The sequence below is a fragment of the Pseudomonas sp. BNK-30 genome, assembly GCF_047456185.1.
In the GTDB taxonomy this organism is placed as follows: Bacteria; Pseudomonadota; Gammaproteobacteria; order Pseudomonadales; family Pseudomonadaceae; genus Aquipseudomonas; species Aquipseudomonas putida_E.
Genome location: NZ_CP179904.1, coordinates 970,744 through 985,539 on the forward strand (window position 1 = coordinate 970,744; position 14,796 = coordinate 985,539).

Consider the following 14,796-nt stretch of genomic DNA (forward strand, 5'->3'; position numbering starts at 1 on the left):
CCCTCAGGTAGGGCGCAGCACGGGGGCGTCAGGCGATCAGTCCAGCATCGAGATGGCGGTTGGCGCGTCGTTGCCGACCAGCGCCAGGTCTTCGAACTCATTGACCGCGTTGATCTCGGTGCCCATGGAAATGTTGGTCACACGCTCCAGAATCACTTCCACCACGACCGGTACTCGGAACTCTTCGGCCATCTTCTGTGCCTTGAGCAGGGCCGGGGCGATCTCACCTGGCTCGAAGACACGGATGGCTTTGCAGCCCAGGCCTTCGACCACGGCGACGTGATCGACACCGTAGGTGGCGGCGTCGGTGGAGTTGATGTTCTCGAACGCCAGTTGTACACAGTAATCCATGTCGAAGCCACGCTGCGCCTGACGGATCAGGCCCAGGTAGGCGTTGTTCACCAGCACGTGTACGTACGGCAGGTTGAACTGCGCGCCCACGGCCAGCTCTTCGATCATGAACTGGAAGTCGTAGTCACCCGACAGTGCCACAACCTTGCGTTTCGGGTCGGCCTTGACCACACCCAGTGCCGCCGGGATGGTCCAGCCGAGCGGGCCGGCCTGGCCACAGTTGATCCAGTGACGTGGCTTGTACACGTGCAGGAACTGTGCACCGGCAATTTGCGACAGGCCAATGGTGCTGACGTAGCAGGTGTCCTTGCCGAACACCTGGTTCATCTCTTCGTAAACGCGCTGCGGCTTGACCGGCACGTTGTCGAAGTGAGTCTTGCGCTGCAGGCTCGATTTACGCTGCTGGCAGTCTTCCAGCCAGGCCTTGCGGCACTGCAGCTTGCCGGCGGCTTTCCACTCGCGGGCCACTTCGATGAACACGTCCAGCGCCAGGCCTGCGTCGGAAACGATACCCAGGTCCGGGGTGAACACGCGGCCGATCTGGGTGGGCTCGATGTCGACGTGAACGAACTTGCGGCCTTCGGTGTAAACGTCAACGGAACCGGTGTGGCGGTTGGCCCAACGGTTACCGATACCGAACACCAGGTCGGACTTGAGCAGGGTGGCGTTGCCGTAGCGGTGCGAGGTCTGCAGGCCGACCATGCCGACCATCTGGGCGTGGTCGTCCGGGATGGTGCCCCAGCCCATCAGGGTAGGGATCACGGGCACGCCGGTCAGTTCGGCGAACTCCACCAGCTTGTCGCTGGCGTCGGCGTTGATGATGCCGCCACCGGCCACCAGCAGCGGGCGCTCGGCGTCGTTGAGCAGGGCCAGGGCTTTTTCAGCCTGTACGCGAGTGGCGGACGGTTTGTTGACGACCAGCGGCTCGTAGGCGTCGATGTCGAATTCGATTTCGGCCATCTGCACGTCGAACGGCAGGTCGATCAGCACAGGGCCTGGGCGGCCGGTACGCATTTCGTAGAAGGCTTTCTGGAAGGCATAAGGCACTTGGCCTGGTTCCAGAACGGTGGTCGCCCACTTGGTGACGGGCTTGACGATGCTGGTGATGTCGACAGCCTGGAAGTCTTCTTTGTGCAGACGGGCACGTGGCGCCTGGCCGGTGATGCAGAGAATCGGGATGGAGTCGGCCGATGCGCTGTACAGGCCGGTGACCATGTCGGTGCCGGCGGGGCCGGAGGTGCCGATGCACACGCCGATGTTGCCTGGGTTGGCGCGGGTGTAACCCTCGGCCATGTGCGAGGCGCCTTCAACGTGACGAGCGAGGACGTGATCGATGCCACCGACTTTTTTCAGGGCCGAGTACAACGGGTTGATGGCAGCCCCTGGGATGCCGAACGCGGTATCTACACCTTCACGGCGCATGACCAGAACGGCTGCATCGATTGCTCTCATTTTGCTCATGGGTTGTGCCTCATCGATTTTGTAATTGTATACAACTTGCTTTGTGCCAGAGTGTATTCACGGCTGGCGGTTCAGGTCAATGGGTTTTCATCGGGGGAGGTTGCTTTCGTCCGAGCGCCCATGAAAACGGCGATTTGCGTCATCGCATACGATCGTTTCAATTTATTGTATACAAAAGTGGTTGCAGTTGTGTTCTATTTGAGTGATCGATTTTCAACTGCCCTCGGGCTTCTCACAACAAGAAGAGGACCTTTCCATGAACGCTTTGAACCTGAAAGTCGCTGTCAGCCTGGTGAACGCGGCGCTGGCGGCGGGCCGCAAGATCAATGCTGCGCCGTTGACGGTGGTGGTGCTGGATGCCGGTGGGCATGTGCTGGCCCTGCAGCGCGAAGATGGCGCCAGCCTGATTCGCCCTGAGGTGGCCACGGGCAAGGCCTGGGGCGCGATTGCCCTGGGCAAGGGCTCGCGCTTGCTGGCGCTGGATGCGCAGCAGCGGCCGGCGTTTTTTGCCGCGTTGAATGGTGTGGGTGAGCGGCCGGTGGTGCCGGCGCCAGGTGGCGTGCTGATCCGCGATCAGGACGGCAAGGTGCTGGGTGCCGTAGGGATCAGCGGCGATACGTCGGATATCGACGAGCAGTGTGCGATCAGTGCGATCGAAGAGGCGGGGTTGACGGCGGATGCCGGTGTAGCTGCGTAAGGCTTTAAATTGCCGGGGCCGCGTTGCGGCCCTATCGCGACACGAGGCCGCTCCTACAGCGGCCTTGTGTCGCGAGAGGGCTGCAGAGCAGCCCCACTGGCCTTGTCAGGCCGCCTCGGGTTCACAGCCTTTGAGCACCAGCCGAATGATGGTCTCGGCTGCTGCTTCGTAATCACTGTCGGCCAGCTTGGCCTTGCCGGTGATCACCGAAATCTGCCAATCGAAATCGGCATAGGTCTGAGTCGCCGCCCAGATGCTGAACATCAGGTGGTGCGCGTCGACCTTGGCAATCTGCCCGCGCTCGATCCAGCGCTCGATGCACTCGATGTTGTGGCGGGCCTGCTCGTTGAGCTGTTCCACCTGGTTGGGCGAGAGGTGCGGCGCACCGTGCATGATCTCGCTGGCGAACACCTTCGAGGCATGCGGCAGGTCTCGCGAAATGCGGATCTTCGAGCGGATGTAGGCACTCAGCACTTCCTTGGGGTCGCCGTCGGCATTGAACGGCGTGGACGCCTGCATGATCGGCGCGATGATGCTCTCCAGGACCTCGCGGTAGAGGTTGTCCTTGGACTTGAAGTAGTAATACACGTTCGGCTTGGGCAGGCCGGCCTTGGCCGCGATATCGCTGGTCTTGGTGGCGGCGAAGCCCTTGTCGGCGAATTCCTCGCTGGCCGCGCGCAGGATCAGTTCCTTGTTGCGCTCGCGAATGGTGCTCATGGTCAGGGATCTTCCTCGTGTCTGGCCACCTCTAAGAGGGATCGGGCATGGTAGCACCGGGCTCGAGGGGCGCTCAAGGCAGCGACTTTGGGCTAGACTCCGGCCCATTCATTTCACGGGAAACAGGCAGACATGGCAGGAAGCAGTTTACTGGTACTGATCGACGACATTGCCACGGTACTCGACGATGTCTCTTTGATGACCAAGGTGGCGGCGAAGAAAACCGCAGGTGTGCTGGGCGACGACCTGGCACTCAACGCCCAGCAGGTCACCGGTGTGCGCGCCGAGCGCGAGATCCCGGTGGTGTGGGCGGTGGCCAAGGGCTCGTTCGTCAACAAGGCGATCCTGGTGCCGGCGGCGCTGCTGATCAGCGCGTTCATCCCATGGGCGGTGACGCCGCTGCTGATGATCGGTGGTGCGTACCTGTGTTTCGAAGGCTTCGAAAAGCTGGCGCACAAGTTCTTGCACAGCAAGGAGGAGGATGCTGCCGAGCACAGTGCGCGCAGCGAAGCCGTTGCCGATGCGAACGTCGACCTGGTGGCCTTTGAGAAGACCAAGATCAAGGGGGCGGTGCGCACCGACTTCATCCTCTCGGCAGAAATCATCGCCATCACCTTGGGCACTGTGGCCGATGCGCCGCTGACTCAGCAGATCATCGTGCTGTCGGGCATTGCGATCGTCATGACCGTGGGTGTCTATGGGTTGGTGGGCGGTATCGTCAAGCTCGATGACCTGGGCTTGTGGATGACTCAGAAAGCCTCGAAAGCGGCCCAGGTGGTGGGCAACGGCATTCTGCGGGCGGCGCCTTACATGATGAAGAGCCTGTCGGTGATCGGGACTGCGGCGATGTTCCTGGTCGGTGGCGGGATTCTGGTACACGGTGTTGCGCCGCTGCATCACGCCATCGAGGCGTTCAGTGAAGGGCGGGGCGGGGCGCTTACTGGCGCGTTGCTCAATGGTGGGGTGGGGATTGTTGCGGGGGCCGTGGTGTTGGCGGTGGTCAGCGGATTGGGCAAGTTGTGGCGGGTACTGCGCCCGGCTTGATGAAGGTGAATTGGGCCGCTTTGCGGCCCTTTCGCGACACAAGGCCGCTCCTACGGCGATCATTGTAGGATCGGCCTTGTGTCGCGATGGGGCTGCACAGCAGCCCCCAGGATCAGAAGTGAACCTTGACCAGGAAGCTTGCAGTGTTCTGGTCGGTGGTGAACCCGTCGGAATCCTTGATGCCGTACTTGTTCTTCCAGTAGTCGTACTCAAAGCCCACATACAGCTGCTTCTCACCCAGGTGCAACGCCTTGCCCAGGTCATATTTGACCTGCGGGTTGAAGTGCAGGTTGGCCTGGTAGGTACCGCGGCGGTTCTCGTCGTTGTCGACCACCCAGTCCATGAAGCCGTCGATGAGGATGTCGGAGGAGCCCACAGGGATGGTGTACGACCATACCGGGGTGATCTGCCAGACGTTGTCACCGGCCCGGCTGCCGTCGGTGGTGCGCTGGTAGAAGTTCAGCTGGAAGTAGTCGAAGCCCGGGATGTCCAGGTCGAAGCCAGGGCCGATCAGGTAGGACTCGGTATCACCCTCGCCAAACTCATAGGTCATTGCCAGCAGCACGTCCTTGACCGGGCCGAATGCCAGCTTCTGGTCGAAGATCTTGCCGAACGACAGGCGCGGGCTGATTTCACCGTAGTAGGTGTTGTCGCCGTTACCCGAGTCCTTCTTGCCGTTGTAGAAGATCTTGTCGACGAAGACGAAGTTGTCGCCGTACTTCCAGCCATCGGCGTGCTCGAAGGTGACGGTTTGCTGGATCGCCGGGTTGACCTTGAAGTTCTTGCCCCACAGGTAGGTCAGGCTGTTGTTCTGCCACTGCAGCAGGTCATCGGCGTAGGTGGTGCCGCAGGCCAGCAGGCCGCCCGCGAGAATCAGGCTATTGATGGTACGCATTGCGAGTGTCGCTCCCTTGATTGGTCTGTTGTCAGCGCTCGGTATTGGCGCTTTTTTTGTCTTTTGAGTCAGCTTTTTTCGATTGGCCACAGTTGTTTGGCAAGAGCTGCGCCAACTTTCCGGATTGGCTACAACCTTCCTGCTCGACTCGTTCTGAACGGCTGAAAATGGGTATTTCCGGCTGGCAACGCGTTGGCCAACCGCCCGAATTCATTGACTGAGCGGTCAGTAAACGCGGGCAGGATCCATCCTGCCCTGTTCGAGGGGGCGCGCAGATTACTGGCTTGCGCGCCTGGCCTCAAGTGCTCCGTCCTGGAGCAGCGTGTATCAAACTTGGGCGTTCGATCAGGTTTTCAGAAATGTACCTTGATCAGGGCGCTGGCGACACTCTGGTTACTCTCCAGATTGCCGCGGCTGTCGATGCCGTACTTGTCCTTCCAGTAGCTGTACTCAAAGCCTACATACAGCTGTTTGGCGCCCAGGTTGAGCGCCTTGCCCAGGTCGTATTTGACCTGCGGGTTGAAGTGCAGGTTGGCGTGATAGGTGCCGCGGCTGTTCTGGTCATTGTCGGGCACCCAGTCCATGTAGCCGTCGATCAGAATGTCCGACCTGCCCACGGGAATGGTGTACGACCAACCGGGGGTGATCTGCCAGACGTCGTCGCCAGGGCGGCCGCCTTCAGTGTTGCGCAGGTAGAAATTGAGGGTGAAATAGTTGAAGCCGGGAATGTTCAGGTCGAAACCGGGGCCGATCAGGTAGGCCTCGTTGTCGCCTTCGCCACGCTCGTAGGTCATGGCCAGCAGCACGTCCTTGATCGGGCCGAAGGCGAGCTTCTGGTCGAAGATCTTGCCGAACGACAGTCGCGGGCTGAACTCACCGTAGTAGGTGGTCACGCCTTTGCTGGCATCGGGCTTGCCGTTGTAGAAGATCTTGTCGACGAACAGGAAGGTGTCGCCGTACTTCCATTTGTTGGCGTGCTCGAACGTGATGGTCTGCTGAATGTCTGGGTTGACCTTGAAGTCCTTGCCATACAGATAGGTCAGGCTTTCGCCGTGCCACAGCAGCCATTCGCCTGCATGCGAGGGGAGGGTGGCCAGCAGGCTGCTGCCCAGCAACAGGGTTGATGCGATGCGCTTCATGTTGTGATTCCCGGACTTATTGTTTTTGTTGGCGGATTTTTTGGCGCGCAGGCGCCCCGGGCGGCCCATTCCGGCGGGCCGACGGTGTGGCAGTTACAACGGACAAGAGCAGGGGCGACGCACGGCGCCGCCCCGCTTGGCTCAATGCTGGTGACAGGCGTCGTTGTGCGCCGCGCGGTCGGCACCACCGAGGATGTTGAACAGCACGTTCAGCACCAAGGCACTGACCGTGGCCATGGCGATACCACTGTGGGTGATGGGTTCCATCCACTGCGGCATCTGTGCGAAGAACTCCGGGCGGACCACCGGGATCAGGCCGAAGCCGACGCTGACCGCAACCAGCAGCTGGTTGCGGCGGTCGCCGATGTCTGCCTCCTGAAGGATCTTGATCCCGGTGGCGGTGACCATGCCGAACATGGCAATGGACGCACCACCCAGCACTGCAGGCGGAATCGAGGCGATCAGGTAAGCCGCCTTGGGCAGCAGGCTGAGCAGGATCAGCAGCGCGCCTGCCACCACGGTGACATAGCGGCAGCGTACCCCGGTCATCTGCACCAGGCCGATGTTCTGGGCGAACGAGGAGTGGGTGAAGGTGTTGAAGAACCCGGCGATGAACGACGCGCCGGCATCGCACAGCAGGCCCCGGCGCAGCATCCCTGGGGTGACTTCGCGATCGGTCACCTTGCCCAGGGCGAGGAACATGCCCGTGGACTCGACGAAGATGATCACCACCACCAGGCACATCGACAGGATCGGTGCCAGGCTGAAGGTCGGCATGCCGAAGTGCAGTGGCGTCACCACTTGCAGCCACGGTGCCTGGCTCAGGCCGGACAGGTCGACCATGCCGATGGAACCGGCCAGGATGTAACCCAGGCCCATGCCTACCAGCACCGACACGTTGACCCAGAAGCCACGCATGAAGCGGTTGATCAACAGGATCACGGCCAGCACCAGGCCTGCCACCATCAGGTAGATCGGCGAGCCGAAGGCTTCTGCCTCATGGCCGCCACCGGCCCAGTTGACTGCGACCGGGAACAGCGAGAGGCCGATCGAGGTGATCACGGTACCTGTGACCAGCGGCGGGAAGAAGCGTACGACCTTGGACATGAACGGCGCGATGAGCATGCCGAAGAACCCGGCGGCGATGGTCGCACCGAAGATCCCCTGCAGGCCTACGCCAGGCATGCCGGCCATGGCCACCATGCTGCCGACGGCAGCGAAACTGGCGCCCATCATCACCGGCATGCGGATCCCTACCGGGCCGATACCGAACGACTGGATGATGGTGGCTACGCCTGCGACCAGCAGGTCGGCGTTGATCAGGAAAGCGACTTCTTCACGGGACAATCCGGCTGCCTGGCCGATGATCAAAGGCACGGCAATCGCGCCTCCGTACATCAGCAGAACGTGTTGCAGGCCGACCAGGATCAGTTGGAACAGGGGCAGAGGTTCGCGCGGTGGCGCCACAGGAATGTACGCCTTGCGTGACTCGGACATGCAGCACCTCGAGTTTTGTTTTTATTCTCGGATCCAAGCGGCAAGCTCCAAGCGGCAAGCTTCAGGAAGAAGCTTGGTGATCCGCGTTGGAGCCTGACGCTCGATGCTTGCTTGTTACTTGGGACTTACAGCTTGAAGCTTGAAGCGTGCGGCTTCGATCAGTTGACCTGGGCACCTTTGGCGATCCAGTCACCGACGAGCTTGCGCTCCTCGACGGTCATCTGGGTGATGTTGCCCAGCGGCATGATCTGGCTGGCGACCGCTTGCGCCTGAATGCGCGCGGCCTGGGCCTGGATCTGCTGCGGGGTGTCGAACACCACGCCGCCAGGGGCGGTGCTGAACAGCGGGCTGGTCGGTTTCGACGAGTGGCACACTGTGCAGCGTTCCTGGATGACGGTGTGGATCTTGTCGAAGGCGCCGCCACCGGCCTGCGCAGTCGCCTGGGCTGGGGCTTGAGCCGGTGCGGCAGGCGCTTGGGCCGCCTTGGCAGCGTCCTCGGCGCGCTGTTCGGCAGCGGTCTTGCCACCTACTGCAGTCGCTGGCAGTGGCTGGTACTCGACCTTCGCTGCGGCCTGCTCAGGGGCAACAGCCATCGGTTTCGGGCCGGTGACGTAAGCCAGGCAGATCATCGCCAGGGCGCCGGCCGGCAGGGTCCAGGCGTACTTGCTGCTGTCGTGGCGGGTGTTGAAGTAGTGGCGGATCAGTACCGCGGCTACGGCAATGCCGGCCAGGATCAGCCAGTTGTACTGGCTACCGTAGGTGCTCGGGAAGTGGTTGCTGATCATGATGAACAGCACCGGCAAGGTGAAGTAGTTGTTGTGACGCGAACGCAGCAGGCCTTTGGCCGGCAGGCGCGGGTCGGGGGTGGTGTTGTTCTCGATCGCTGCCACCAGCTGGCGCTGGGCCGGCATGATGATGCGGAACACGTTACCGACCATGATGGTGCCGATGATCGCGCCAGTGTGCAGGTACGCGCCACGGCCGCTGAACACCAGGCTGAAGCCCCAGCAGGCAGCGATGATCAGTACGAACAGCACGGCGCCAAGCAGTGCCGGGCGTTTGCCCAGTGGCGAATCGCAGAGCAGGTCGTAGATGAACCAGCCGGCCACCAGCGAACCGATACCGATGGCCACGCCCTCGGCACCGCTCAGGGTGCTGCCAGGGGCCAGCAGGTACAGGGTCGGGTTCCAGTAGAACACCACGCACAGCAGGGCGATACCGGACATCCAGGTGAAGTAGGCTTCCCATTTGAACCAGTGCAGGTTCTCGGGCATTTTCGGCGGCGCCAGCTTGTACTTCTCAAGGTGGTAGATACCACCGCCGTGGATGGCCCAAAGGTCACCCGACAGCCCGTCACGCGGATTGCTCCGGTTCAGGTTGTTTTCCAGCCAGACGAAGTAGAACGATGCACCGATCCAGGCCACGCCGGTGATCATGTGAACCCAGCGAATGCTCAGGTTCAGCCATTCGTGAAGGTGTGCTTCCACAGTATGTACCTCTGCCGATCACCGAACGATGATCGACCTTTTCTTATTGGTGGGGATTGAGGATCAGCATCTGTTCCTCGGTGAAGTAATGCTCATCGCAGTTGTTGCCGGAACCACTGCGATCAACCACCAGGAAATCATCCCGCTTTTCGATCGTAAGCACCGGGTGGTGCCAAACGCCGCGATGGTAATTGACGCCCTGCCTGCCATTACTGCGGAAGGCACGGACCAAGCCTGATACAGGTGCATCGCCAACGGGCGCGACCACGATCAGAAAGGGGTTGCCGAGCAGCGGGATGAAAGCCTGGCTGCCCAGCGGATGGCGTTCCAGCATGCGCACGGTCAGCGGCATGTCCAGCGCGTCGGCGCGGAAGATGCTGATGATCGCTTTGTCTTCAGGCTCGGCGGTCTCGACCGTGGCGAGCTTGTGGAAGCGCATGGTCGAGCCGTTGTTGATCATGAAGTGGTCACTGCCATCGGTTTCGATCACGTCACCGAAGGGGGCGAAGGCTTCTTTGGTCAGGGGCTCGATCATCAGGGTGCGCATGCGGTTATCTCTTCTATGTTCGTTGTTCTGGATAAGGCTCTAACGTTGCCGCGCCGGTTACAGCTGCAGCAGACGGAACAGGGCGATCAGGTTGATCTGCGCCAGGGCTTCCTTGAATTCGGCATCGGTGTCGTTATGGATGCGCTTTTCGAAAGCGGCGAGGATCTGGTGCCGGTTGCTGCCCTTGACTGCCATGATGAACGGGAACTGGAACTTGGCCTTGTAGGCATCGTTCAGTTCGGTGAACCGGGCGAACTCTTCGGCGGTGCACTGGTGGATACCGGCGCCGGCCTGTTCGTTGGTGCTCGATTCGGTCAGCTCGCCCTGGATGGCGGCTTTACCGGCCAGGTCCGGGTGAGCGTTGATCAGCGCCAACTGGTCGGCGTGGTTGGCACTGAGCAGGATGTCGCTCATGCGCTGGTGCAGCGCTTCGATCTCGTTCAGCTCGTCCAGCTGGCCCAGGTCGTAGGCTTTTTCGGCGACCCACGGCGAATGCTCGTAGATGTCGGCGAAGACCTTGACGAAGGTGTCACGGTCCAAGGTCGATGGCTTGAGGGTCTTGAAGGCGGTCATCAGGCGTTCTCTTTCTTGTACGGGTGGGTGGCGTGCCAGTGGCGGGCGATGTCCGCGCGACGGGCGAACCAGACCTGGTCATGGCTCTTGGCGTAGTCGACGAAACGCTTGAGCGCGGCCAGGCGCGCCGGGCGGCCGACCAGCCGGCAGTGCAGGCCGATGGAAAGCATCTTCGGCGCTTCGGCACCTTCGGCGTACAGCACATCGAAGGCGTCCTTGAGGTACTGGAAGAACTGCTCGCCGCAGTTGAAGCCCTGTACCTGGGTGAAGCGCATGTCATTGGTGTCCAAGGTGTAGGGGATCACCAGGTGCGGCTTGCCGGTCGGGTTGTTCGGTTCCCAGTAGGGCAGGTCGTCATCGTAGGTATCGCTGTCGTAGAGGAAGCCACCTTCCTCCATGACCAGGCGGCGGGTATTGGGGCCGGTGCGGCCGGTGTACCAGCCTACCGGGCGTTCGCCGGTCAGTTCGGTGAGGATGCGGATGGCCTCGAGCATGTGCTCGCGCTCCTGGGCCTCATCCATGTTCTGGTAGTCGATCCAACGGTAGCCGTGGCTGCAGATCTCGTGGCCGGCTTCGACCATGGCGCGGATCACGTCCGGATGGCGCTGGGCAGCCATGGCCACGGCGAACACGGTCAGCGGCACGCCGCTGTCCTTGAACAGCTTGAGCAGGCGCCATACGCCGGCCCGGCTGCCATATTCGTACAGCGACTCCATGCTCATGTTGCGCTGGCCCTGCAGCGGCTGGGCAGCGACCATCTCGGACAGGAAGGCTTCAGACTCTTTGTCGCCGTGCAGGATGTTGCGCTCGCCACCTTCTTCGTAATTCAGGACGAAAGACAGCGCGATGCGGGCATTGCCCGGCCATTGCGGGTGAGGTGGGTTGTTGCCGTAACCGATCAGGTCGCGAGGATAGTCAGCGCTCACTGCAGTCTTCCTTCTTGTGCGTTAGTGCGGGGGGTGGGCGGGCCGCGTCGGGATGTCGCACCACCGGATGGGCTGATTGTATACAACTTCTGAAATCATTTGTAAGCCTGTTTTTCCGCATTTCTTCCCTTTTGTCGCCTGAGAATCTGTTGCAAGAAACCTGCCTGATTGGTCAGTTAATGAGATTGGCGTCGGCACAGCGCCTGTATTTGCGACTATTGACCCGTTCGAGCGGGCCTCGACGGAAGGGCTCAAAAAATTGTGTACAATCTGCCGACGAAATGTCTTAATAACGGCATTCCCGCCCATCGCAGGTTCCTTGCCGTGCGAATGGCTGTGTATTTTTTGCCCACAGATTGAACAAGAGGCGACAAGCAATGGGACGTTTGACTACACACGTACTGGATGCAGCTCACGGCTGCCCGGGCAGCGCGATCAAGGTCGAGTTGTACCGTGTCGAAGGCCAGCAGCTTGAGCTGGTGAACACTGCCCTGACCAACAGCGATGGCCGCGTCGATGCGCCTCTGTTGCAGGGTGACGATTACCGTACTGGCGTTTACCAGCTGCAATTCAGTGCTGGCGCCTACTACCGTGCTCGCGGCGTACAACTGCCGGAGCCGGCGTTTCTGGATGTTGTTGTGCTGCGCTTTGGCATCGACGAGAAGCAGGAGCACTACCATGTGCCGCTGCTGATCTCGCCGTATAGCTATTCGACCTATCGCGGGAGCTAGTTGGTCGCTAGAAGAATCTTCGTAGGTCCTTGGCCCGCTCTCACACTGGCGGGCTTTTTTTCGTCTGCTGTTTTGTTTTCCTCACTGGCCTCATCGCCGGCAAGCCGGCTCCCCCACAAGGTACGGCGTTGGCCATATCGAATGGTATCCAAGCGATTTCGCCACCTACCGGGGCTCTGACCTATTCACTTTCTACAGCTGACACCACTCCTGTAGGAGCCGGCTTGCCGGCGATGAGGGTGGGGCCAACAGCGCAAAAAGGGCGCCGAAGCGCCCTGTTCTGGTGCAATTGTCAGCTCAGAGGAACACGAACTTGGCAATGAAGATCGCGCACAGCACCCACAGGCTGGCCGAAATCTCTTTGTACCTGCCGGTACCGGCCTTCAGCGCCACATAGGTGATGAAGCCCATGGCAATACCGTCTGCCACCGAGAAGGTCAGCGGCATCATGATCACCGTGACGATCGCCGGGATGCTGTCGGTGGCTTCATCCCAATGGATGTGCGCCATGCTGCCCATCATCAGCATGGCCACGTAAATCAGTGCACCTGCAGTCGCGTAGGCTGGAATCATCCCGGCCAGCGGTGCAAAGAACATCGCCGCCACAAACAGCAGGCCAACCACCACCGCGGTCAGGCCAGTGCGGCCACCTGCGGCAACACCCGCGGCACTTTCTACATAGCTGGTTACCGGCGGCACCCCGACCACGGCACCGAACACGCTGGATGCGCTGTCCGCCTTCAATGCCTTCGACAGGCCTTCGATGCGGCCGTCCGGCGCCACCAGGTTGGCCCGCTGGGCGACGCCCATCAAGGTGCCGGCGGTATCGAACATGTGCACGAAGAGGAACGCCAGCACCACGCTGATCATGCTCACGTTGAACACGCCGGCCACGTCCATGGCCATCCAGGTGGGGGCCAGGCTCGGCGGCATCGACATCACGCCGCCAAATTTCACCAGGCCCAGGCCCCAGCCTGCCAGAGTGACGCCGATGATGCTGATCAGGATGGCGCCGAACACGCGTTTGTAGCTGAGGATGGCAATCGACAGGAAGCACAGGGCCGCCAGCAGTGGGCCTGGTTCATGCATTGAGCCCAGCTTGATCAGCGTGGCCGGGCTGTCGACGATGATGCCTGCGGTCTTGAGGCCGATCAGCCCGAGAAACAATCCGACGCCGGCCCCCATGGCATGTCGCAGGCTTACCGGGATGCTGTTGAGCAGCCACTCGCGAACCTTGGATAGGGTCAGGAACATGAACAGCACACCCGATACGAATACCGCGCCCAGCGCTGTCTCCCAGTTGTAGCCCATGGTCCCGACCACGGTGTAGGTGAAAAACGCGTTGAGGCCCATGCCCGGCGCCAGGCCCACCGGCCAGTTGGCGTACAGGCCCATCAGCAGGCAGCCCAGTGCTGCGGCAATGCAGGTGGCGACGAATGCTGCGCCGTGATCGATGCCGGCGTCAGCCATGATGTTGGGGTTGACGAAGATGATGTACGCCATGGTGATGAAGGTGGTCACCCCGGCGATCATTTCGGTTTTGACGGTACTGCCGTGTTGCTTGAGTTTGAAAATCCGCTCCAGCCAGCTCGTTTCGAGCGGCGGAGCGAGATCCAGCGTAGGTGCGTCGGATTTGCGGCTTTCCACAGCGGTACTCCTCAAGTCTTTCTTGTTGTTCTTGGAGCCAGTGACCTGCGCAATGCACTTGGTGGCTCCGCGAGGGATGGCAGACGTCTGACGCCGCTTTGTTGACTTACGGGTCAAGAAGTTGCTCGATGGATTATGCTTTTGTGTACAAAGAAAGCAAATAATGTTTTATCTTTTGTGCGCACAATATGCCGCGCATCGGCTATATAGCTAAAAGCCCACCTGCAGAAACGGCTCAGCCTGTGTACAATGCCGCCATACTTTCCTTCGTGCCTCGAGAGCCCATGAACGAACAGCTGCAACCTCTGAAGAAACCTGCACGTGCCGGCAAGGCTGGCCGCAGCGGTACCCAGGACGATATCGTCTATGCGCATATCTTCGAGGCGATCCTCGAGCAGCGACTCGCACCGGGCACCAAGTTGAGCGAGGAAGCGCTGGGCGAGATATTCGGCGTCAGCCGTACCATCATCCGTCGTGCCTTGTCGCGCCTGGCCCACGAAAGCGTTGTGCTGCTGCGGCCCAACCGCGGTGCCGTGGTGGCCAGCCCGACGGTCGAAGAGGCGCGCCAGGTGTTCTTCTCCCGGCGCATGGTCGAACGCGCCATCACCGAACTGGCCGTACAGCACGCCACCCTCGAGCAGCTCAACGAACTGCGGCACATGGTGCGTGAAGAGCGTGACAGCTTCTCGCGGGGCGACCGTGGTGCCGGCATCCGTTTGTCCGGCGAGTTTCACCTGAAGCTGGCCGAGGCGGCCGGCAATGCCCCGCTGGTCAGCTTCCAGCGCAGCCTGGTGTCGCAGACGTCGCTGATCATTGCCCAGTACGAAAGCGGCAATCGCTCGCACTGCTCTTACGACGAGCACATGCAACTGATCGATGCCATCGAGGCGCGTGATGCCGAGCAGGCGGTCAGCCTGATGATGCATCACATGGATCATATCGACAGCAAGCTCAACCTGGACGAGGAGAGTGCCTCGGACGATCTGCATGCGGTGTTTTCGCATCTGCTGAAAAAACCCAAGGTTTCGCTCAAGGGTTGATCGTTTGCCTGGCTGAATGAGTGGCCATAAACCAAACGTCTGCT

General features: G+C 60.9%; 14 protein-coding genes. 4 read left to right on the forward strand and 10 right to left on the reverse strand.

What is annotated here, in order from left to right:
* Nucleotides 1-36: 36 nt before the first annotated feature.
* Entirely contained in the window at nucleotides 37-1,812 is a 1,776-nt protein-coding gene (gene gcl, locus ACMGGN_RS04625; RefSeq protein ID WP_115274207.1) for a glyoxylate carboligase, read from the reverse strand.
* A gap of 256 nt (nucleotides 1,813-2,068) precedes the next feature.
* On the opposite strand from gcl, the gene ACMGGN_RS04630 reads away from it, so the two are divergent.
* Nucleotides 2,069-2,509: a GlcG/HbpS family heme-binding protein gene (locus tag ACMGGN_RS04630; RefSeq protein WP_012315453.1), complete on the forward strand. Its 441-nt coding sequence runs from the start codon at nucleotides 2,069-2,071 to the stop codon at nucleotides 2,507-2,509.
* Between the two features lie 105 nt (nucleotides 2,510-2,614).
* Here ACMGGN_RS04630 and ACMGGN_RS04635 read toward each other — a convergent pair whose 3' ends face one another.
* Nucleotides 2,615-3,226 carry a TetR/AcrR family transcriptional regulator gene (locus ACMGGN_RS04635; RefSeq protein ID WP_039604598.1) on the reverse strand — a complete coding sequence of 204 codons (612 nt, stop codon included), beginning with the start codon at nucleotides 3,224-3,226 and terminating at the stop codon, nucleotides 2,615-2,617.
* Nucleotides 3,227-3,358: 132 nt separating this feature from the next.
* On the opposite strand from ACMGGN_RS04635, the gene ACMGGN_RS04640 reads away from it, so the two are divergent.
* Nucleotides 3,359-4,270, forward strand: coding sequence for a DUF808 domain-containing protein (locus tag ACMGGN_RS04640; protein WP_119687522.1), 912 nt, complete (start codon nucleotides 3,359-3,361; stop codon nucleotides 4,268-4,270).
* A gap of 112 nt (nucleotides 4,271-4,382) precedes the next feature.
* Here ACMGGN_RS04640 and ACMGGN_RS04645 read toward each other — a convergent pair whose 3' ends face one another.
* The 7 genes from ACMGGN_RS04645 to puuE all read right to left on the reverse strand — a co-directional run bounded on the left by ACMGGN_RS04645 (nucleotide 4,383) and on the right by puuE (nucleotide 11,334).
* On the reverse strand, nucleotides 4,383-5,165 hold the full coding sequence (locus ACMGGN_RS04645; RefSeq protein WP_039601601.1) for an outer membrane protein OmpK: 783 nt from the start codon (nucleotides 5,163-5,165) through the stop codon (nucleotides 4,383-4,385).
* A 353-nt stretch (nucleotides 5,166-5,518) separates the two neighbouring features.
* Complete coding sequence (locus ACMGGN_RS04650) at nucleotides 5,519-6,304, reverse strand: outer membrane protein OmpK (RefSeq protein ID WP_012315449.1); 786 nt, start codon at nucleotides 6,302-6,304, stop codon at nucleotides 5,519-5,521.
* A 141-nt stretch (nucleotides 6,305-6,445) separates the two neighbouring features.
* Nucleotides 6,446-7,801: a nucleobase:cation symporter-2 family protein gene (locus ACMGGN_RS04655; protein ID WP_039601600.1), complete on the reverse strand. Its 1,356-nt coding sequence runs from the start codon at nucleotides 7,799-7,801 to the stop codon at nucleotides 6,446-6,448.
* 158 nt (nucleotides 7,802-7,959) lie between these two features.
* Entirely contained in the window at nucleotides 7,960-9,288 is a 1,329-nt protein-coding gene (locus ACMGGN_RS04660) for a urate hydroxylase PuuD (protein WP_046785311.1), read from the reverse strand.
* 43 nt (nucleotides 9,289-9,331) lie between these two features.
* Entirely contained in the window at nucleotides 9,332-9,835 is a 504-nt protein-coding gene (locus ACMGGN_RS04665) for an ureidoglycolate lyase (protein ID WP_012315446.1), read from the reverse strand.
* Between the two features lie 57 nt (nucleotides 9,836-9,892).
* Nucleotides 9,893-10,408, reverse strand: coding sequence for a 2-oxo-4-hydroxy-4-carboxy-5-ureidoimidazoline decarboxylase (gene uraD, locus ACMGGN_RS04670; RefSeq protein WP_012315445.1), 516 nt, complete (start codon nucleotides 10,406-10,408; stop codon nucleotides 9,893-9,895).
* A complete protein-coding gene (gene puuE / locus ACMGGN_RS04675) occupies nucleotides 10,408-11,334 on the reverse strand; it encodes an allantoinase PuuE (protein WP_012315444.1) in 927 nt (308 codons plus the stop codon). The genes uraD and puuE overlap by 1 nt, the downstream gene beginning before the upstream one ends.
* A 377-nt stretch (nucleotides 11,335-11,711) precedes the next feature.
* On the opposite strand from puuE, the gene uraH reads away from it, so the two are divergent.
* Complete coding sequence (gene uraH, locus ACMGGN_RS04680; RefSeq protein WP_012315443.1) at nucleotides 11,712-12,065, forward strand: hydroxyisourate hydrolase; 354 nt, start codon at nucleotides 11,712-11,714, stop codon at nucleotides 12,063-12,065.
* 297 nt (nucleotides 12,066-12,362) lie between these two features.
* Here uraH and ACMGGN_RS04685 read toward each other — a convergent pair whose 3' ends face one another.
* Nucleotides 12,363-13,712: an NCS2 family permease gene (locus tag ACMGGN_RS04685; protein ID WP_012315442.1), complete on the reverse strand. Its 1,350-nt coding sequence runs from the start codon at nucleotides 13,710-13,712 to the stop codon at nucleotides 12,363-12,365.
* Between the two features lie 284 nt (nucleotides 13,713-13,996).
* Here ACMGGN_RS04685 and ACMGGN_RS04690 point away from each other — a divergent pair, with 284 nt between their 5' ends.
* Nucleotides 13,997-14,752, forward strand: coding sequence for a GntR family transcriptional regulator (locus ACMGGN_RS04690; RefSeq protein WP_012315441.1), 756 nt, complete (start codon nucleotides 13,997-13,999; stop codon nucleotides 14,750-14,752).
* Nucleotides 14,753-14,796 lie beyond the last annotated feature (44 nt).